An 18,035-nucleotide genomic window follows, 5' to 3' on the forward strand; every position below is an offset into this window, starting at 1 on the left:
TGTGGCCCATGACGACGATCACAGAGCCGACCACCTGCCAGGGGCACTCGACGGTCGTCTTCGATGACAGCCTGGCCGACTACGACTTCGGTCCGACGCATCCGATGGCGCCGATCCGGGTGGATCTGACGATGCGGCTGGCAGGCGAGCTCGGCGTGCTCGACCACCTGAAGGTCGTCGAGGCGCCGATGGGCACGCCGGAGCAGCTGCTCACCATCCACGACGAGAGCTACATCGAGGCGGTCATCAAGGCCGGCCGCAGCGGCGACGCTGACCTCGCCCACGGCCTCGGCACCGAGGACGACCCGGTCTTCCCGCACATCCACGACGCCAGCGCCCACATCGTCGGCGCGAGCATCGAGGCCTGCCGCCAGGTCTACTCCGGCGAGAGCCTGCACAGCGCCAACATCATGGGCGGCCTCCACCACGCGATGCGCGGCCGAGCGTCCGGGTTCTGCATCTACAACGACGTCGCCGCCGGCATCCAGTGGCTGCTCGACCAAGGGGTGAAGAAGGTCGCCTACGTCGACGTGGACGTGCACCACGGGGATGGCGTCGAGCGCGCCTTCTGGAACGACCCCCGCGTCCTGACGATCTCGCTGCACGAGACCGGGCAGCTGCTCTTTCCCGGGACGGGCTTCGCCGAGGAGGTCGGCGGGCCCGAGGCCGAGGGGAGCGCGGTCAACGTCGCGCTGCCGCCCGGCACGGCCGACCACGGCTGGCTGCGTGCCTTCCATGCCGTCGTACCCGAGCTGATCCGCGAGTTCCAGCCGGAGATCCTGGTGACCCAGCAGGGCTGCGACTCGCACACCGACGACCCCCTCGCCGACCTGGCACTCAGCGTGGACGGCCAGCGGGCGGCGTACGTCGCCCTCCACGAGCTCGCTCACGAGGTGTGCGCGGGCAAGTGGGTGGCGTTCGGGGGCGGTGGTTATGCGGTCGTCGACGTCGTGCCACGCGCGTGGACGCACCTTCTTGCGCTAGTCTCGGGTCATCCCTTGGAGCCGACGCTCGACGTGCCAGGTGGCTGGCGCGAGCACGTGCAGACGCGCCTCGGGAGGGTCGCACCGTTGCGTATGACGGACGGACGTGAACCGGCCTACCGCGACTGGGGGAGTGGGTATGACCCCGGCACGTGGCTGGACCGGCAGGTCCACGCGACTCGCACAGCGGTGTTCCCGCTGCACGGACTCGACCCGATGCCGTAGTCCCCGGCACCTAGTTTCGAGCTGGTCTAGAAACCGCAGATCGTCGCGCCCAAAAGCAACCCGACACGCCGGTCGTATGTGAGATTCTCAAGGGTGTCCCCTTCCCCATCAGTCACATCAGGCCCTATTCTCACTTTGGGATCGCGTTTTGGACCAGCGGTGGGGAAGCCGCTGGCGTCGCGATCACTCGAGAGAGAACGGTGGAAGCAGATGGTTACTCCTTCTGGAGACATCTCTGACAGCAAGTTCCTGACCGTTGCCGAGGTTGCGTCGATGATGCGCGTCTCCAAGATGACGGTCTACCGGTTGGTTCACTCGGGCGAGCTGCCTGCGGTGCGCGTCGGTCGCTCCTTCCGGGTTCGGGAGGACGACGCGAACGAATACCTCAAGAGCTCGTTCTACAACGCGGGCTAGTTGTCGGACCCCGCGCCCGGGCAGGATGGGCGCGGGGGCAACACCGGTCCCAAGCGGGTCACCGATTCTCTCTGGGTGCCCGGGCTTCGTTAGTCTTACCCCCTAGGTCTGTTTGCCGCGCGCTGCGGTGAGTGGCCGCGTCGGCACCGGGCCGGCATTCTCTGCAACGATCGTGAAGGGTTCCCCGTGGGTTCTGTCATCAAGAAGCGTCGCAAGCGCATGGCGAAGAAGAAGCACCGCAAGCTGCTCAAGAAGACTCGCGTCCAGCGCCGCAAGCTCGGCAAGTGACGTACGTGGCGTAGGTGGCGGAGCGCACTGGGCCCGGCCGAAGCGAAGCCCGCGGCGGGCAGCAAGGTCGGGTCCTCCTGGTCACCGGGGTCTCGCGTGACCTCGGGCGCCGTTTCGCGCGCGCTGCCGCCTGCCACCCGAACGTCGAGCGGGTGATCGGCGTCGATGTCGCACCGCCTCGCGGTGACATCGGCAAGGTCGGATTCGTCCGAGCCGACATCCGCAACCCGGTGATCGCCAAGGTGATCGCCAAGGAGGAGGTCGACACCGTCGTCCATCTCAGCGTCATCGCGACCCCCGGCACCACCGGGGGTCGTTCGACGATGAAGGAGCTCAACGTCATCGGGACGATGCAGCTCCTGGCGGCGTGCCAGACCGCGCCGTCCCTGCGCCAGGTCGTGGTGAAGTCGACGACCCAGGTCTACGGGGCGAGCAGCCGCGACCCGGCGATGTTCACCGAGTCCATGGAGCCGCGGCGCACCCCGTCCTCCGGCTATGCCCGCGACGTGGCCGACATCGAGTCCTACGTACGCGGCTTCGCCCGTCGTCGTCCGGACGTGGTGGTCACGGTGCTGCGCTGTGCCAACGTCCTCGGCCCGAGCGTGGTCAGCCCGATCGCGGCCCACTTCCGGCGCGCGGTGGTGCCCAACGTGCTCGGCTTCGACCCGCGCCTGCAGTTCCTCCACGAGCAGGATCTCTACGGCGTCCTGGAGCATTCCGTACGCACCGGCGTCCCCGGCACCTTCAACGTCGCCGGCGACGGCGTACTGACCCATTCCCAGGTCGCCAGGCGGCTGCAGCGGATGACCGTGCCGATCCCCGAGCCGCTGTTCGGCCTGGCGAGGTTCGGCGGCGGCGAGTATCCCGCCGAGCTGAGGGCGCTGCTGACCTACGGCCGCGGCGTCGACACCACGCGGATGCGCACCCTTCTCGGCTTCGAACCTCGATACACCACCGAGGACACGGTCCTAGACTTTGCGGACAGCGTGATGCCCTCCCCGAATCGTGCCGACCGTGCGTTGGCGGCCTTGGAGAGCCGACTGACAGGAGCGTCCGGTGACTGAGTCCGCCGCCCAGAGTTTCAGCGGCGCCCAGGCGCGCGAGCGCCACCCGCTGCGGGCGATCCCGGCGGCCGACTGGGCCGCGGCCCTGGAGAGCGCCGCCAAAGAGGTCTTCGGCGTCGAGTGGGAGGAGCAGCTCGCTCGGTTCATCGTGTTCCTGCGGCGCCGGATCTCGGGCGAATACTCCGTCGACGAATACGGCTTCGACCGCGAGCTCACCCAACGCTTCCTGCTGGCCGTGCTGCGGCCGATCAAGGAGAAGTGGTTCCGGGTCGAGGTGCGCGGCATCGAGAACATCCCGACCGACGGCGGCGCCCTGATCGTCTCCAACCACTCCGGCACCATCCCGATGGACGGCCTGATGACGATGGTCTCCATCCACGACGAGCTCGGACGTGACCTGCGCCCGCTGGGCGCCGACCTGGTCTTCAGGATGCCGATCGTCGGCAACATCGCCCGCAAGGCCGGCGCGACGCTGGCCTGCAGCGAGGACGCCGAGCGGATGCTCCGCAACGGCGAGCTCGTCGGCGTATGGCCCGAGGGCTTCAAGGGCATCGGCAAGCCCTACAGCGAGCGTTACAAGCTCCAGCGCTTCGGTCGTGGCGGCTTCGTCTCGTCCGCGCTGCGCACCGGCGTCCCGATCGTGCCGCTCTCCGTCGTCGGTGCCGAGGAGATCTACCCGCTGGTCGGCAACATCCCGGCCCTCGCCAAGGTCCTCGGCGTGCCCTACCTGCCGATCACCCCGTTCTTCCCGCTCCTCGGGCCGCTGGGTCTCATCCCGCTCCCGTCGAAGTGGCTGATCGAGTTCGGCGAGCCCATTCGCACCGATGCGTACGACGCCTCCGAGGCCGACGACCCGATGCTGGTCTTCAACGTCACCGACCAGGTGCGCGAGACGATCCAGCAGACTCTCTACCGCCTCCTGGGCGAGCGCGCCTCCGTCTTCGGCTGACCCCCTCCCGCCGAGGCGTCAGCCCCGTCGGCCGAGGCGTCACTCCCGTCGGTCGAGATGGCACGCGCGTGCCAACTCGACCAGCGCAGGTGACGCCTCGGCGGGCGGTTACGGGCTGAGCAGGCCGGTGGCGCCGGCGAGCACGTCGCCGACCAGGCCGGTCACACCGGTGACCAGGCCGGTGACGGGGTCCGTCACGGTGCCGGTGTCGGTGTCGGGGTCCTCGGAGGGGTCGCCGTCCGACGGGGTGGGAGTGGGCAGGACGCTGCCGTCGTCGTCCGGAGCCTCGGAGGGCTGCTCGGCGTCGTCCTTGGTGTCGTCCTTGGGGTCGGTCACCGAGCCGGGACCGATCTTGTCAGGGTCGATGGACGGCAGGTCGAGGGCGTTGTCGTCCTGCGTGAGCGGCGGCAGGGCCTCGGCCTCGACGACGGTGTCGGCCGGAAGCAGACCGTCGATGTCGGAGGTGAGGCTGGAGACCAGCGTCGCGGGAAGCTCGGTGATGCCACCCTCGCAGGTGGGACAGAGCTGGGCCGCGGCCTGGTCGATCAGCACGAGTGTCTGGGCGGCGTCGGAGACCGCGGGCTCGGCCCGCTCGGGGACCTGCGGGCTCAGCTCGGCAAGCTCCTCGACACCATCGGCCGCGAACGTACGCAGCTGGGCGAGCGAGTCGTTGTCCTGGGACTGCTCGAAGTCGCTGATCAGCAGGTCGGAGCCACGGGCGGCCTGTTGCGAGAAGGTCTCCAGCGTCGTGGTGACCCGCTCGGCGTCGGTCATCGGGGCGTCGGCGACCAGCGACTTGGCCTCGCGCAGGCGGGTGCCGGCGTCCTCGAGGATCCGGATGCCGCGGGCCTGCGTGCTGACGGTGAAGCCTGCGGAGACGTTCTCCACGGCACGCTTGACCGGGTAGAGCGAGTCACCCGGAAGGGCGGTCTGGGATGCGGCCGCGGCGCCTGCGGTGCCACCGACGATCGCCATCGCGGCGAAGGCGACGGCCAGCTTGCGCTGCCGGCGCGGCCTGCGGACCGGGCCGACGGTGAGCTTGCGCTCGACCGTCCTCTCGGTGCGCGGCGCGGGCACGAGCTCGGTGTCGGCGGCCGCCATGAGGCGCTCGCGCAGGGAGACGGAGAAGTCGCGACTGGGGACGGCGGAGTCGCTGAGAGTGGAGAGCGACGAAGCGAAGACGGCCAGATCACGAAGCTCGTCGGCAGACTGCGAGGCACGCCGATCCGTCGCGGCAGCAGCCGCGACCATTCGGTCGAACTCGTCGGCACGCTTTCGCGCCGGGAATGCCGGGCTCATCGGGGGGTTCCTACTCGGTGTCGGCTGTCAGGGATTCGTCGAAACAGCTGCGCACAAGGCGCTGCCATGTCGGACAACGAGTCGCCCCGGCCGCGGGTTACGGCAACCGGTCGAGCATTCAAGGTGGTGCGGAACACAGTCATCAGCGGATCCCGTCAGGCATCTGCTTGGCGAGATTGCGGATCCCGCGTAGCTGGAGCTGTTTCACGGCTCCGTCGCTGCGCCCGAGGATAGCGGCTGTCTCCGCGATTGACAGCCCTTGGAGGAAACGCATGATGATGCAGTCGCGCTGCTCGTCGGGCAGCTTGGAGAGTGCGCCGAGCAGCATCTCGTTGGTGATCCCGGCCATCACGATCTTCTCGGGCCCGTCGGCCGAGGAGTCGTGCTGACCCATGTCCTCGGTGGTCATCTCCAGGCGCGTACGTCCCGCCTTGAAGTGGTCCGTGGCCAGGTTGCGCGCGATGGTCATCAGCCAGGCGCCGAAGTCCTTGCCCTGCCAGCGGAAGCCGGTCATCGAGCGCAGCGCCCGGAAGAAGGTCTCCGAGGTGAGGTCCTCGGCGACCTGGGCAGAGCGGGTCCGGTAGAAGAGGAACCGGTAGACCGCGCCGTGGTAGTGGTCGTAGAGGAGGCCGAAAGCCTCCTTGTCGCCCTTGCGGGCGAGCTCGACCAGCGCGATCAGCCGGGTGCGATCGGCCTCGCTCTCCTCCGAGGAGGCGGCGAGCTCGGTGTCGTCGTCGGGCTCGTTGTCGGAGCGGGGCTGGGTCTCGTGGGTGCCACCCGAGCCGCGACGCTCGGGCTCGGCGAACGGACCGGAGGCTCCGGCCACGCCGGCGTAGGCGGGCTCGTAGCCCTCGTTCATCAGGAGCAGCTCGACCGCAGCACGCAGCGCATCCAAGCGACGATGGACGTCATTGGCGCGGCGCGACATGTGGGTCCCTCCCGAAGACTCCCCCTGAGCGAGCCCAACCTTACGGGTAAGGGCATCCCGATGTCAGGTCCCGAGCCGAAGTTGCGTCGGCGTGTGTTGGCATTTTCCTGACACGGCGCTGAATACCCGTCCGTGCATACGGGTCGCCACGGGCACGATCACTGCCGCCGACCACGCAGTGCGATCGCCACGGCGATCGCCCCCGTGGCGGCGCCGCCGAGCGCCGCGGTCACCACGCCTGCCCGGGCTGCCTTGCGCCCGGTGCGATAGTCGCGGATCGGCCAGCCCTTCGAGCGCGCATGGGCGCGCAGCCGCGCGTCCGGGTTGATCGCGCACGGGTGTCCGACCAGCGAGAGCATCGGCAGGTCGTTGTAGGAGTCCGAGTAGGCCGCACAGCGAGACAGATCGAGATTCTCGCGGGCCGCGATCGCCTTGACCGCCTCGGCCTTGGCGGGCCCGTGGAGCATCTCGCCGACCAGCTCGCCGGTGTAGACGCCGTCCTCGGTGGCCGCCACCGTGCCGAGGGCACCGGTGAGCCCGAGCCGCCGGGCGATGACCCGAGCGGCCTCGACGGGCGCCGCGGTCACCAGCCACACGCGCTGTCCCTGGTCGATATGGGTCTGCGCGAGAGCTCGGGTGCCGGGCCAGATCCGGTGGGCCATGCCCTCCTCGAAGATCTCCTCCATCAGGCTCTCGACCTCCTCGGCGCGGTGGCCGCGGATGAACGACAGCGCCGACGAACGCGCCGACTCCATGTGGGCCGGGTCCTCGACGCCGGCGACGCGGAAGTAGGCCTGCTTGTACGCAGCCGAGGCGATGTCGCGGGTGCGGAAGAACTTGCGCCGATACAGGCCACGGGCCAGATGGAAGATCGTCGCGCCCTGCATGATCGTGTTGTCCACGTCGAAGAAGGCGGCAGCCGTCGGGTCGCCGCCGGCAGGATGCAGCCAGGCCTCGATCTCCGCGGCCGCGGCCGATGCCTCGCCGGCGAGGGCCGAACGGCGTTTGAGGTCTTTTCGCCGCAGCTCGGCGCGGCGGCGGTCGCTGGCGCTGCTCATTTCGCCAACAGTAGTGGTCCGGACGCCGTCGCGGGACCCAGGTTCCACGCCGGGTGTCGGGCCAGGTGCGAAGATGGTCGGATGGAACCGCGTGTGACCTTCTACTCCCGCCAGGGCTGCCACCTCTGCGACGAGGCGAGGCTGGTCGTCGAGAAGGTGGTCGGGGACGACTACACCGAGGTCGACATCGACGCCGACGAGGAGCTGCGCGAGCGCTTCACGAACGAGGTGCCCGTGACGTACGTCGACGGGAAGCAGCACGACTTCTGGCGTGTCTCCGAGGAGCGGCTGAGGTCAGCGCTGGCGCGCTCCCCAGAATAACTGTCGATCGGCCCATTACCCCGAACAACCCCCCTCTGACAACTCCGCAAACACGTGTGCTAGCCGACGGTCTCCGAGTTTGTTCTCACGGTCACAAACTCCGTATGGTGGCTGAGCCGCAGGGCGATCCCGGGCTAAAAAGCCCCCGTCTGTGGCGCCGGCATTGAAAGAGCAGAGCGTGACGGCACGGAGCACCAATACGGGCGAGGGCAGCAGTGCCCAGGACCCCCACCGGGACATCCCCGAGGCGACGGTCGCCCGGCTCCCGGTCTACCTCCGGGCCCTGACCTCGCTCGCCGAGCGCAACATCGCCTCCTGCTCCTCCGAGGAGCTCGCGACGGCTGCCGGGGTCAACTCCGCCAAGCTGCGCAAGGACCTCTCCTATCTGGGCTCCTACGGCACCCGTGGCGTCGGCTACGACGTCGACTACCTGAGCTACCAGATCGCCCGCGAGATCGGCGTGACCCACGACTGGCCGGTCATCATCGTCGGTATCGGAAACCTGGGTCAGGCGCTCGCCAACTTCTCCGGTTTCAGCAGCCGCGGCTTCCGCACCGTCGCGCTCCTGGACGCGGCCGCCCAGATGCAGGGCCGCACGGTCGCCGGGCTCGAGGTCCGGCCGTTCGCCGACCTGGCCGAGATCGTCGCAGCCGAGCAGGTCTCGATCGGCGTCATCTCGGTGCCGGCGACCGCGGCCCAGGACGTCGCCGACGCGATGGTCGCGGCCGGCATCAGCAGCATCCTCAACTTCGCGCCCGCCGTCCTGAACGTGCCGCCCGGCGTCGACGTACGCAAGGTCGATCTCTCCATCGAGCTGCAGATCCTCGCGTATCACGAGTCGCGCAAGGCTGCCGAGGCTGACGGAGCGGTAGATAATGGTTCCGAGGAAGGGATCACCGCATGAGCGTCCTAGTTGTCGGCATCTCCCATAACTCCGCGCCGGTCTCGCTGCTCGAGGCGGCGGCGGTGGACGCGGACGGTCTGCAGAAGCTCCTCACTGACGTGGCTGGTTGTGAACATGTCAGCGAGGCAGCGGTCATCGCGACCTGCAACCGCCTCGAGATCTACACCGAGGTCGAGCGCTTCCACGGCTCCGTCGAGGAGCTGTCGCGCCGGATCATCGAGGGCGCCGGTCAGACGCTCGAGACGATGCTGCCGCACCTCTACGTCCACTACGACGACGGTGCCGTCTCCCACCTGTTCAAGGTGGCCGCCGGGCTCGACTCGATGGCCGTCGGCGAGGGCCAGATCCTCGGACAGGCGCGTGCCGCCCTGCAGCTCGGCCAAGAGATGGGCACGGTCGGGCCAGCGCTCAACAGCCTGTTCCAGCAGGCGCTGCGGGTCGGTAAGCGCTCCCGCACGGAGACCGACATCGACCGGGCCGCCCCATCGCTGGTCACCGCGTCGCTGAGCCGAGCCGAGCAGGCCGTGGGTGACGTACGCGGCAAGCGGGTCGCCGTCGTCGGCGCCGGTGCGATGGCCGGGCTGGCCACCGCGACCGTCTCCCGGCTGGAGGCCGCCGACGTCGTCGTGGTCAACCGCACCACGGCCAACGCCGAGCGGCTCGCCAACGAGTACGGCGCGCGTTCGGCCTCGCTCGACAAGCTGGCCGAGGAGGTCGCGGCCGCCGACATCGTCATCACCTGTGCGGGCGCCAGCGGGCTGCTCGTCCCGGCCGACATGGTCGGGGACCGCAGCGACCACCCGATCGCGCTGATCGACCTGGCCCTGCCCCATGACATCGACCCCGACGCCGGCTCGCTCCCCGGAGCCACCCTGATCGACCTGGCCGCCCTCGCCGACGAGTTGCACGCCTCGCCCGCCGGCAAGGAGGTGCTCGCGGTCCGCGACATCGTCACCCAGGAGGTCGCGGCCTTCCTGAGCGCTCGTCGCCAGTCCGCGGTCACCCCGACGGTCGTCGCGCTGCGGAGCATGGCCACCGGCGTCGTCGACGCCGAGATGGAACGCCTCGACAACAAGCTGCCCGACCTCGACGAGGCGACTCGTGCCGAGGTCCTCCGGACCGTACGCCGCGTGGCCGACAAGCTCCTCCACGAGCCGACCGTCCGGGTCAAGGAGCTCGCCAACGAGACCGGCGCGGTGTCCTACGCGGCTGCTCTTGCCGAGCTCTTCGCGCTCGACCAGAACGCGGTCTCGGCCGTCACCCGGGCCGACGTCCCAGGAGACCCCTCATGAGAACACTTCGCCTCGGCACCCGCCGATCCCAGCTCGCCGTCACCCAGTCGACCCTCGTCGCGGAGATGCTCCGTGCCCAGGGCCACATCGTCGAGCTGGTCGAGATCGTCTCCGACGGCGACCGCAGCCAGGCGGCGAACACCCCGCTGACCAGCGCCAATTCGACCGGCGTCTTCGTCAGCGCGCTGCGCGACGCGCTCCACGCCAAAGAGATCGACCTCGCGGTCCACTCTCTCAAGGACCTGCCGACCTACCCCGAGGACGGCATCGAGCTGGTCGCGATCCTGCCCCGCGAGGACCCGCGCGACGTGATCGTCGCTCGCGACGGCCTGACTCTCGGCGAGCTCCCGCAGGGCTCCCGGGTCGGCACCGGCTCGCCGCGACGGGTCGCCCAGATCAAGGCCCTCGGCCTCGGCCTGGAGCTGGCCGGCATCCGGGGCAACGTGGACACCCGCATCGGCAAGGTCCGCTCGGGCGAGTTCGACGCGGTCGTGCTCGCGCGTGCCGGCCTGGCCCGCATCGACCGGCTCGACGAGGTCACCGAGGTCCTCGACCCGATCCAGGTGCTGCCCGCTCCCGGTCAAGGGGCCCTGGCGGTCGAGTGTCGTGCGGGCGACGCCGATGCCGACGTACGCAAGATTCTGACCTCCCTCGACGACGCGCCCACCCGAGCGGCTGTCGAGGCGGAACGCGCAGTGCTCGCCACCCTCGAAGGTGGCTGTGCCGCGCCCATCGGGACCCTCGCCGACGTGGTGGAGGGTGAGGAAGGACCAGAGCTGTGGGTGCGGGCAGTGGCGCTCTCACTCGACGGCTCGCTCTCGGTTCGACTCTCCGCATCCGGGCCGCTCGACGACGCCGCCGGCGTCGGGCGCCGGCTCGCCGAGGAGATGCTCGCCGAGGGTGCAGCAGACCTGACCGACGATCCCGCGGACCCAGGCCAGGCTGTCATGGACACGGGCGGTTCCCCCCAGACCGCTCCCGAGCAGGACAAGGTGCACAACGCATGACCCGAGCAAAGACCACCGAGCAGACGGCCGAGCACAGCTCGACCACCCCACTGGGCTGGGTGTCCTTCGTCGGCAGCGGTCCCGGTGACCCTGAGCTGCTGACGGTACGGGCGATCGACCTGTTGAAGCAGGCCGATGTTGTCGTGACCGAGGCCCCCGAGCACGCATCACTGGTGCGCGGCGTGCTCGGCATCCCCGAGCCGGTCGAGCCGGCCGAGGGTGACGAGACCCCGGAACCGGTCGGACCCGAGTTCATCGACGGCGGGTTCGGCGTGGACGGCCAGCCCCTGGCCAACGCCGCTCGTGCCAAGGCCGTCGTCAAGCAGGCGAAGCTGGGCAAGCGCGTCGTGCGCCTGATGACCGGCGACCCCTTCCTCTACGCCTCCGGCCCCGAGGAGGCGCAGTCCTGCGCCAAGGCGGGCATCGGCTTCGAGATCGTCCCCGGCGTCTCGTCGGTGTCGGCGGTTCCGGCCTACGCCGGCATCCCGCTGACGACCAAGGACCACCAGGAGGTCGCGGTCGTCACCTGCAACGAGAAGGTCGACTGGAGCCAGTACGCGGACAACCGCACGCTCGTCCTCCTCTCCGGTGTCGGCATGATCGGCGACATCGCCAAGGAGCTCATCGCGGCGGGCCGCTCGGCCAGGACCCCGGTCGCGATCACCCGCGTCGGCACCACGACCGAGCAGTCGACGGTAGAGTCGACGCTGGAGAACATCGCCGTCGACGCTCGCGCCGCACGGATGGCGCCGCCGGCGATCGTGGTGATCGGCAAGGTGGTCAGCTTGCGTGAGACGCTCTCGTGGTTCGAGACGAAGCCGCTCTTCGGCTGGCGTGTCCTGGTGCCGCGCACCAAGGAGCAGGCGCCGGCGCTGTCGCTGAAGCTGAAGGGCTTCGGTGCCGTGCCCGAGGAGGTGCCGACGATCTCCGTCGAGCCGCCGCGCAACCCGCAGCAGATGGACAAGGCCGTACGCGGTCTGGTCGAGGGCCGCTACAACTGGATCGCCTTCACCTCGATCAACGCGGTGCGCGCCGTGCGCGAGAAGTTCGACGAGTACGGCCTGGACTGCCGTGCCTTCTCCGGTCTGAAGATCGCCGCCGTCGGCGAGAAGACCGGCCAGGCGCTCGAGGCCTGGGGTCTGCGCCCCGACCTGGTGCCGAACACCGACAACCAGTCGGCCGCCGGCCTGCTCGAGGTGTGGCCGGAGTACGACGAGGACCTCGACCCGATCAACCGGGTCTTCCTCCCGCGCGCCGACATCGCCACCGAGAACCTCATCGCCGGCCTGGTCGACCTCGGCTGGGAGTGCGACGACGTGACCGCCTACCGCACCGTCCGGGCGGCCCCGCCGCCCGCGCCGACCCGCGACGCGATCAAGACGGGCAAGTTCGACGCGGTGGTCTTCACCTCCTCGTCCACGGTCCGCAACCTGGTCGGCATCGCGGGCAAGCCGCACACCTCCACGGTGATCGCGGCGATCGGTCCGGCCACCGCCAAGACCGCCGAGGAGCACGGCCTGCGGGTCGACGTGATGTCGCCCGAGCCGTCGATCGAGGCGCTCACCGAGGCGCTCGCCGCGTTCGGTGCCGCGCGTCGGGCCTCGCTGGTCGAGCAGGGCCTGCCGGTCACCAAGCCGTCCGACCGACGCCCCGCCTCGCGACGCCGCTCGCGTACCTCCTGAACCGACCGTTCGACGGCAACAGCCGCGTGCTCCCGAGTGTGGGTGCACGCGGCTGTTGCACTACCGTGGAACGTACCCTTTTGCGATGGAGTGCAGATGAGCATCGAGAAGCCCGTGATCCGTCCCCGCCGGCTGCGCCGCACGCCGATTTTGCGCCGGATGGTCGCGGAGACGGCCGTACGTCCCGCCAACCTGGTCCTGCCCGCGTTCGTGCGCGAGGGCATCAGCGAGCCCGTCCCGCTGTCGACCATGCCCGGCGTGGTCCAGCACAGCCGCGAGTCGCTGCGCAAGGCGGCCGCTGAGGCGGCCGCGGCAGGGATCGGCGGCATCATGCTCTTCGGCGTCCCGGAGACGAAGGACGCGGTCGGCTCCGGCGCGCTGGACCCCGAGGGCATCCTCAACCTGGCCATCGCCGACGTGGTCTCCGAGGTCGGCGACGCGCTCACCGTGATGAGCGACCTGTGCCTGGACGAGTTCACCGACCACGGTCACTGCGGTGTGCTCGCCGAGGACGGCTCCGTCGACAACGACGCCACCCTCGAGATCTACGCACAGATGGCGATCGCCCACGCCGAGGCCGGCGTCCACATGGTCGGTCCGTCCGGGATGATGGACGGCCAGGTCGCGGTGACCCGCGATGCCCTCGACGGCGCCGGTCACACCGACGTCTCGATCCTCGCCTACTCCGCGAAGTACGCCTCCGCCTTCTTCGGTCCGTTCCGGGAGGCGGTCAACTCCTCGCTCACGGGTGATCGGCGCACCTACCAGCAGGATCCGGCCAATGCCTTGGAGGGTGTCCGCGAGGCGCTCCTTGACGTGGCCGAGGGCGCCGATATCGTGATGGTCAAGCCCGGGCTCCCGTATCTCGACGTTCTGCAGCGAGTGCGTGAGTCTGTCGATGTTCCCGTGGCTGCCTACAACATCTCGGGGGAGTACGCGATGTTGGAAGCCGCCGCTGCGAACGGCTGGATCGACCGCGAACCGGCGATCCTGGAGACACTCACCGCCTTCAAGAGGGCGGGCGCGGACGTCATTCTGACCTACTGGGCCACCGAAGCGGCCGGCTGGCTGCGAGGCTGACGTCCTCGCTTCAGCAGCCGAGCAGCTCTGTGACGTGGAACATATCCTGAGAGTAGACTGCAGCCCGTGACCAATGGAGAGTTGGCCAGCCCCAAGCGCACCGGTCGGCCGCGCAACAGTGGACGTGATTCGGCGAATCCGCGAGAAGAGATCCTCAAAGAGGCATCCAGGCTGTTCACCGCTCAAGGTGTCGCGGCGACGACGATCAGTCAGATCGCCGAGTGCGTCGGGCTGCGTCAGTCCTCGATGTACTACTACTACAAGTCCAAGGAGGAGATCCTCTCCGCCTTGATGGAGAAGAACCGCGAGTCGCTCACGCTCGCGGAGAAGCTTCTCGAGGAGGACGGTCCGGTCGCTCCGCGGCTCTACGCCTTCCTCTACACCGACGTACGCCAGCTGTGCACCGCCCCGCTCGACTTCTACGAGCTGGAGGTCGCCGCCCTGGCGCAGCCCCAGGTCTTCGCGGGCTTCGAGGACGACGGCGAGAAGCTGCGCGCTGCGGCCGCCCAGCTCCTCGAGCTGGGCGTCGACAGCGGTGAGCTGCGCCAGACCGACCCCGCCGCCACCGCCCTGATGCTGCTCTCCCTCAACGAAGGCGCCCAGCACCGGCTGTGGCACGGCCGGCGTGAGGAGGAGAGGGCGTCGGAGAGCTCGGACGCCCTGGCCCAGTCGGTCGCCGACTACCACCTCAGCTCCCTGCTGGCCGACGCGTCCTCCCTGGCCGCGGTCCGCGAGGCCGGCCGCGACTTCGTCACCGAGTACGAGGACGACGAGCCCGCCGCCTGAGCGTTTGTCGCGATTCGGTGTGACTGCGTGGCTCGCGCAGCTGTAACACGTCGTTCGTAGGACTATCCGGTCGTTCTGATAGGGCGAGTAGTCCTACGAACGACGTGTTACACGCCCGCCGGCCGGCGATCACCGCTCCGGACATGCGAAGGGCCCCGCCATCACGGCGGGGCCCTTCGCATGTCGGATCAGTTGCCGGTGAGCGCACCGAACAGGCTGCCGAGGATGCCCTTGAGGATCAGCGTGAGGACGTTGCTGACGGTTGCGTTGACCTGCTCGAGCGTCTTGCCGGCCATGGCGTTCACACACTGGGTCAACGCCTGGCCCGACTGGGTCGGGCTCAGGAGGGGGTATTTCGCCAGCTCGTTCTGGCACGCGGCGAGGATCTGGGAGGGCGTGGCGACGACCGTCTCGACCGTGTTCTGGAGCGGCTCGGTCACCGTCTCGGTGGACCCGCCGGTGCTGCCGCCGCCGTCGCCGGTGCCACCGCCGCCGCCGCCGGTGCTCCCGCCGGGGGTCTCACCGGACGGGGCCTCGCTGGAGGGGTCGGACGGGGACTGGGCGGAGCCGCCGCGCGGGCCGGACTGCTGGCCGCCTGCCCGGAGCTCACGGTCCTTGTGCTTCGAGGACTTCGGAGCCTCCATCCGCGGGATCGCGTAGTCGACCGGGACCGTGCTGTTCGGGATCGAGGTGAACTCGCCGGAGCGGTAGGCCTCGGCGATGCCGAGCACCGTCGTGACGTACGTCTGGCTGTGGTTGTAGCGGAAGACCGCTGCCCGCGCGCCCTGGTCGGTGGAGAGGTCGTCGTCGCCGGAGCAGAGGTAGACGGCGGTGGCGAGGGCGGCGTCGTTGATGTCTTGAGGGTTGCGCTTGCCGTCGCCGTCGGCGTCCACACCGACCATCGCCCAGGTGGAGGGGATGAACTGCATCGGGCCGACCGCACGGTCGTAGCTGGTGTCGCCGTCGTACTGCCCACCGTCGGTGTCGACGATCTGGGAGACGTTGCCCTTGCCGTTGAGCGGCACTCCGTAGATGCCGGGGGCGGAGACGCCCTCGGCGGAGAGGCGGTTGCCGTTGGCGCGCCCGTGGTTGGACTCGACCCGCCCGATCGCGGCGATCAGCGGCCAGTCGATCTTGCAGGCGGCGTCCGCGGCGTTGATGACCGTGGCCGCGCGTTGATAGGCGGCGAGCGCGGCGGACGGGATGCCGGCGGCGCTGGCCGTCCCAGGGAACGAGCCGTCGCCCTGGTTGGTCGAGGCGGACACGCTGGCCGGCGCCTCGATCGCCTCGGACGGGACCGAGGTCCCGTCGGGCAGGCTGAACGCGTCGTCGTATCCGGCCCCTGATGCGGTGGCGCTCGACTGCGTCAGGCCGGTGACGTTGACCGTCCAGGCCGCACTCAGCAGGGCGAGCGGAACGAGCGCGGTCGCCTTCTGAAGGCGGTTGTAGCGCGTAGCGGACATCGAATCTCCCTCTCAATCCCCGGGTCAAAGCCCCGGGTCTTGCTCCCCAAATCCCGACGTTCTCAACGAACCGTCTCACGTCAAAGTTACGCACGTCACGTTTTACTGGCACATAGCGTTCCAGTTAACGAGACGCCGATGAGACGCAGGCTATGGCGATTCGTGACGCCGAACATCGAAAATCGTACGCATCGGTAACTCGATTCCGTGGTCGCGCGCATGTGGAGGTGGCCGGGAATGGGATTGCGGATGGGGTTGATGAAGAATGAGCCGGTGCCTCACGACATCTCACCCCTGTCCACAACGGCATCCGATGCGCTCTTCGCCCGTGCGAAGGCCGTGACGCCGGGCGGCGTGAACTCACCTGTGCGCGCCTTCAACGCCGTGGGCGGTACGCCGCGCTTCATCCGGGAGGCGAAGGGGGCGTGGCTGACCGACGTCGACGGGAACGAGTACGTCGACCTGATCTGCTCCTGGGGCCCCATGCTGCTGGGTCACGCCCATCCCGAGGTCCAGGCCGCCGTCATGGACGCCGTCGCGCGCGGCACGTCCTACGGGACCCCCACGACGCCCGAGGTCGAGCTCGCCGAGGCGATCGTCGAGCGGGCGCCGGTCGAGAAGGTGCGGTTCGTCAGCAGCGGCACCGAGGCGACGATGTCGGCCATTCGGCTGGCACGAGGGTTCACCGGGCGCGACGTGATCCTCAAGTTCGCCGGCAACTACCACGGCCACGTGGACTCGCTCCTCGCGAGCGCCGGCTCCGGGCTTGTCACCCACGCGATCCCCGGCACCCCGGGCGTCCCGGAGAGCAGCACCGAGCTCACCGTCGTGCTGCCCTACAACGACCGCGCCGCGGTGACGGCGGCGTTCGAGGAATACGCCGGCCGGGTGGCCTGCCTGATCACGGAGGCCTCGCCGGGCAACATGGGCGTCGTGCCGCCCGAGCCCGGGTTCAACGAGTTCCTCGCCACCACCTGCCGAGACAACGGCGCCCTGTTCATCTCCGACGAGGTGATGACCGGGTTCCGGGCCAGCAAGCAGGGGCAGTGGGGCCTGGACGGCAAGAACGAGGGCTGGACGCCCGACCTGGTCACCTTCGGCAAGGTGATGGGCGGCGGCTTCCCGGCCGCGGCCTTCGGCGGCCGCGCCGATGTGATGGGCTCGCTCAGCCCGGACGGGCCGGTCTACCAGGCCGGCACGCTCTCGGGTAACCCGGTCGCGACCACCGCCGGCCTCACGACCCTCAGGCTGGCGACCGACGAGGTCTACGACCACATCGGCAGGGCCGCCGAGACCGTCAAGGTGGCGATCGAGGAGAGCTTCACCAAGGTCGGCCTCCCGCACGTCATCCAGTCCACCGGCACGATGTTCTCGGTCTTCTTCACCGACAAGCCGGTGCGCAACTTCGACGAGGCCAAGACCACCGACGAGGCGGCGTACAAGGCCTTCTTCCACGCCATGCTCGACCAGGGTGTCTACCTGCCGCCGAGCGCCTACGAGGCGTGGTTCCTCTCCTCCGCCCACGACGAGCGGGCGATCTCCCAGATCACCGAGGCGCTTCCGTACGCCGCCGAGGCTGCTGTAAAAGGTGCTGGTATGAAGGTGAAGGCATGAGTATCGAGACCACGGTTCACCTGCTCCGTCACGGTGAGGTGCACAACCCGGAGGGCATCCTCTACGGCCGCCGGCCAGGGTTCAACCTCTCCGAGCTCGGGCTGAAGATGGCCGAGCGGGTCGCCGACCGGATCGGCGGGCAGGACATCACCCACGTGATCTCCAGCCCGCTCGAGCGCGCGCAGCAGACCGCCGGGCCGCTGGCGAAGGCGCTCGGCGTCGACATCTCGCTCGACGAGCGGGTGCTCGAGTCGGAGAACCTGTTCGTCGGCAAGAGCTTCAAGGACGGCATGGGTCCGCTGAAGGACCCCAAGGTCTGGCCGAAGCTGCTCAACCCGTTCAAGCCGTCATGGGGTGAGCCCTACCTGGAGATCGTCGCCAGGATGATGGCTGCGATCGAGGACGCCCGGGACCTGGCGAAGGGCCACGAGGCGGTCATCGTCTCCCACCAGCTGCCGATCTGGACCACCCGGCTGCACATCGAGGGCCGCAGCTTCCTGCACGACCCGCGCAAGCGGCAGTGCGCGCTCTGCTCGCTGACCTCGCTGCACTTCGTCGGCGACGAGTTCGTCGCGATCTCCTACAGCGAGCCGGCCGGGGACATGCTCCCGGCGAAGGACAAGTACGCGCCGTTCTCGGCCGGCGACGCGGATTAACGGGTCTCTCAGGTTTGTCAGG

18 protein-coding genes are annotated in these 18,035 nt (G+C 69.2%); 14 read left to right on the top strand and 4 right to left on the bottom strand.

The window, feature by feature from the left end:
• Positions 1-8 precede the first annotated feature (8 nt).
• The 5 genes from ACIA03_RS14570 (at position 9) to ACIA03_RS14590 (ending at position 3,923) form a co-directional block, all read left to right on the top strand.
• Positions 9-1,208 carry an acetoin utilization protein AcuC gene (locus ACIA03_RS14570; protein WP_396983552.1) on the top strand — a complete coding sequence of 400 codons (1,200 nt, stop codon included), beginning with the start codon at positions 9-11 and terminating at the stop codon, positions 1,206-1,208.
• Between the two features lie 210 nt (positions 1,209-1,418).
• Positions 1,419-1,622 (top strand): helix-turn-helix domain-containing protein, encoded by a 204-nt coding sequence (locus ACIA03_RS14575; RefSeq protein ID WP_008356311.1) that lies wholly within the window; start codon positions 1,419-1,421, stop codon positions 1,620-1,622.
• A gap of 186 nt (positions 1,623-1,808) precedes the next feature.
• On the top strand, positions 1,809-1,910 hold the full coding sequence (locus tag ACIA03_RS14580; RefSeq protein WP_008356322.1) for a 30S ribosomal protein bS22: 102 nt from the start codon (positions 1,809-1,811) through the stop codon (positions 1,908-1,910).
• Positions 1,911-1,924: 14 nt separating this feature from the next.
• Complete coding sequence (locus ACIA03_RS14585) at positions 1,925-2,974, top strand: NAD-dependent epimerase/dehydratase family protein (RefSeq protein ID WP_396983555.1); 1,050 nt, start codon at positions 1,925-1,927, stop codon at positions 2,972-2,974.
• On the top strand, positions 2,967-3,923 hold the full coding sequence (locus tag ACIA03_RS14590) for a lysophospholipid acyltransferase family protein (RefSeq protein ID WP_396983557.1): 957 nt from the start codon (positions 2,967-2,969) through the stop codon (positions 3,921-3,923). Before ACIA03_RS14585 ends, ACIA03_RS14590 begins: the two co-directional genes overlap by 8 nt.
• A gap of 108 nt (positions 3,924-4,031) precedes the next feature.
• Here ACIA03_RS14590 and ACIA03_RS14595 read toward each other — a convergent pair whose 3' ends face one another.
• The 3 genes from ACIA03_RS14595 to ACIA03_RS14605 form a co-directional block, all read right to left on the bottom strand.
• Entirely contained in the window at positions 4,032-5,222 is a 1,191-nt protein-coding gene (locus tag ACIA03_RS14595) for a DUF5667 domain-containing protein (RefSeq protein ID WP_396983559.1), read from the bottom strand.
• A gap of 142 nt (positions 5,223-5,364) precedes the next feature.
• Positions 5,365-6,150: a sigma-70 family RNA polymerase sigma factor gene (locus tag ACIA03_RS14600; protein WP_396983561.1), complete on the bottom strand. Its 786-nt coding sequence runs from the start codon at positions 6,148-6,150 to the stop codon at positions 5,365-5,367.
• Between the two features lie 158 nt (positions 6,151-6,308).
• Complete coding sequence (locus ACIA03_RS14605; protein WP_396983563.1) at positions 6,309-7,208, bottom strand: HAD family hydrolase; 900 nt, start codon at positions 7,206-7,208, stop codon at positions 6,309-6,311.
• An 81-nt stretch (positions 7,209-7,289) separates the two neighbouring features.
• Here ACIA03_RS14605 and ACIA03_RS14610 point away from each other — a divergent pair, with 81 nt between their 5' ends.
• The 7 genes from ACIA03_RS14610 to ACIA03_RS14640 all read left to right on the top strand — a co-directional run bounded on the left by ACIA03_RS14610 (position 7,290) and on the right by ACIA03_RS14640 (position 14,280).
• Positions 7,290-7,529, top strand: a complete 240-nt coding sequence (locus ACIA03_RS14610; protein WP_396983565.1) for a glutaredoxin family protein — start codon at positions 7,290-7,292, stop codon at positions 7,527-7,529.
• Between the two features lie 178 nt (positions 7,530-7,707).
• Positions 7,708-8,433, top strand: a complete 726-nt coding sequence (locus ACIA03_RS14615; protein ID WP_396983568.1) for a redox-sensing transcriptional repressor Rex — start codon at positions 7,708-7,710, stop codon at positions 8,431-8,433.
• Positions 8,430-9,725: a glutamyl-tRNA reductase gene (locus ACIA03_RS14620; protein WP_396983570.1), complete on the top strand. Its 1,296-nt coding sequence runs from the start codon at positions 8,430-8,432 to the stop codon at positions 9,723-9,725. The genes ACIA03_RS14615 and ACIA03_RS14620 overlap by 4 nt, the downstream gene beginning before the upstream one ends.
• The gene (hemC, locus tag ACIA03_RS14625) at positions 9,722-10,732 is read left to right on the top strand and encodes a hydroxymethylbilane synthase (RefSeq protein ID WP_396983572.1); all 1,011 of its coding nucleotides are present in this window, start codon (positions 9,722-9,724) and stop codon (positions 10,730-10,732) included. The genes ACIA03_RS14620 and hemC overlap by 4 nt, the downstream gene beginning before the upstream one ends.
• Positions 10,729-12,414 carry a uroporphyrinogen-III synthase gene (locus tag ACIA03_RS14630; protein WP_396983574.1) on the top strand — a complete coding sequence of 562 codons (1,686 nt, stop codon included), beginning with the start codon at positions 10,729-10,731 and terminating at the stop codon, positions 12,412-12,414. The genes hemC and ACIA03_RS14630 overlap by 4 nt, the downstream gene beginning before the upstream one ends.
• Before the next feature lie 96 nt (positions 12,415-12,510).
• Entirely contained in the window at positions 12,511-13,494 is a 984-nt protein-coding gene (gene hemB / locus ACIA03_RS14635) for a porphobilinogen synthase (protein WP_396983576.1), read from the top strand.
• A 66-nt stretch (positions 13,495-13,560) separates the two neighbouring features.
• On the top strand, positions 13,561-14,280 hold the full coding sequence (locus ACIA03_RS14640) for a TetR/AcrR family transcriptional regulator (RefSeq protein ID WP_396983578.1): 720 nt from the start codon (positions 13,561-13,563) through the stop codon (positions 14,278-14,280).
• A gap of 188 nt (positions 14,281-14,468) precedes the next feature.
• Here ACIA03_RS14640 and ACIA03_RS14645 read toward each other — a convergent pair whose 3' ends face one another.
• Positions 14,469-15,743: a lytic transglycosylase domain-containing protein gene (locus ACIA03_RS14645; RefSeq protein WP_396983580.1), complete on the bottom strand. Its 1,275-nt coding sequence runs from the start codon at positions 15,741-15,743 to the stop codon at positions 14,469-14,471.
• 258 nt (positions 15,744-16,001) lie between these two features.
• Here ACIA03_RS14645 and hemL point away from each other — a divergent pair, with 258 nt between their 5' ends.
• Entirely contained in the window at positions 16,002-17,357 is a 1,356-nt protein-coding gene (hemL, locus tag ACIA03_RS14650) for a glutamate-1-semialdehyde 2,1-aminomutase (protein ID WP_396983582.1), read from the top strand.
• Complete coding sequence (locus tag ACIA03_RS14655) at positions 17,354-18,013, top strand: histidine phosphatase family protein (RefSeq protein WP_396983584.1); 660 nt, start codon at positions 17,354-17,356, stop codon at positions 18,011-18,013. Before hemL ends, ACIA03_RS14655 begins: the two co-directional genes overlap by 4 nt.
• Positions 18,014-18,035: the final 22 nt, after the last annotated feature.

The organism is Nocardioides sp. NPDC051685 (assembly GCF_044453405.1).
In the GTDB taxonomy this organism is placed as follows: Bacteria; Actinomycetota; Actinomycetes; order Propionibacteriales; family Nocardioidaceae; genus Nocardioides.

What these genes read in the sequence shown, in the direction of transcription:
- ACIA03_RS14620 (WP_396983570.1), top strand. Translation starts at nt 8,430, where the DNA reads ATGAGCGTCCTAGTTGTCGGCATCTCCCATAACTCCGCGCCGGTCTCG.
- ACIA03_RS14600 (WP_396983561.1), bottom strand. Translation starts at nt 6,150, where the DNA reads ATGTCGCGCCGCGCCAATGACGTCCATCGTCGCTTGGATGCGCTGCGT.
- ACIA03_RS14595 (WP_396983559.1), bottom strand. Translation starts at nt 5,222, where the DNA reads ATGAGCCCGGCATTCCCGGCGCGAAAGCGTGCCGACGAGTTCGACCGA.
- ACIA03_RS14630 (WP_396983574.1), top strand. Translation starts at nt 10,729, where the DNA reads ATGACCCGAGCAAAGACCACCGAGCAGACGGCCGAGCACAGCTCGACC.
- hemB (WP_396983576.1), top strand. Translation starts at nt 12,511, where the DNA reads ATGAGCATCGAGAAGCCCGTGATCCGTCCCCGCCGGCTGCGCCGCACG.
- ACIA03_RS14610 (WP_396983565.1), top strand. Translation starts at nt 7,290, where the DNA reads ATGGAACCGCGTGTGACCTTCTACTCCCGCCAGGGCTGCCACCTCTGC.
- ACIA03_RS14645 (WP_396983580.1), bottom strand. Translation starts at nt 15,743, where the DNA reads ATGTCCGCTACGCGCTACAACCGCCTTCAGAAGGCGACCGCGCTCGTT.
- ACIA03_RS14655 (WP_396983584.1), top strand. Translation starts at nt 17,354, where the DNA reads ATGAGTATCGAGACCACGGTTCACCTGCTCCGTCACGGTGAGGTGCAC.
- ACIA03_RS14570 (WP_396983552.1), top strand. Translation starts at nt 9, where the DNA reads ATGACGACGATCACAGAGCCGACCACCTGCCAGGGGCACTCGACGGTC.
- ACIA03_RS14575 (WP_008356311.1), top strand. Translation starts at nt 1,419, where the DNA reads ATGGTTACTCCTTCTGGAGACATCTCTGACAGCAAGTTCCTGACCGTT.
- hemL (WP_396983582.1), top strand. Translation starts at nt 16,002, where the DNA reads ATGAAGAATGAGCCGGTGCCTCACGACATCTCACCCCTGTCCACAACG.
- ACIA03_RS14605 (WP_396983563.1), bottom strand. Translation starts at nt 7,208, where the DNA reads ATGAGCAGCGCCAGCGACCGCCGCCGCGCCGAGCTGCGGCGAAAAGAC.
- hemC (WP_396983572.1), top strand. Translation starts at nt 9,722, where the DNA reads ATGAGAACACTTCGCCTCGGCACCCGCCGATCCCAGCTCGCCGTCACC.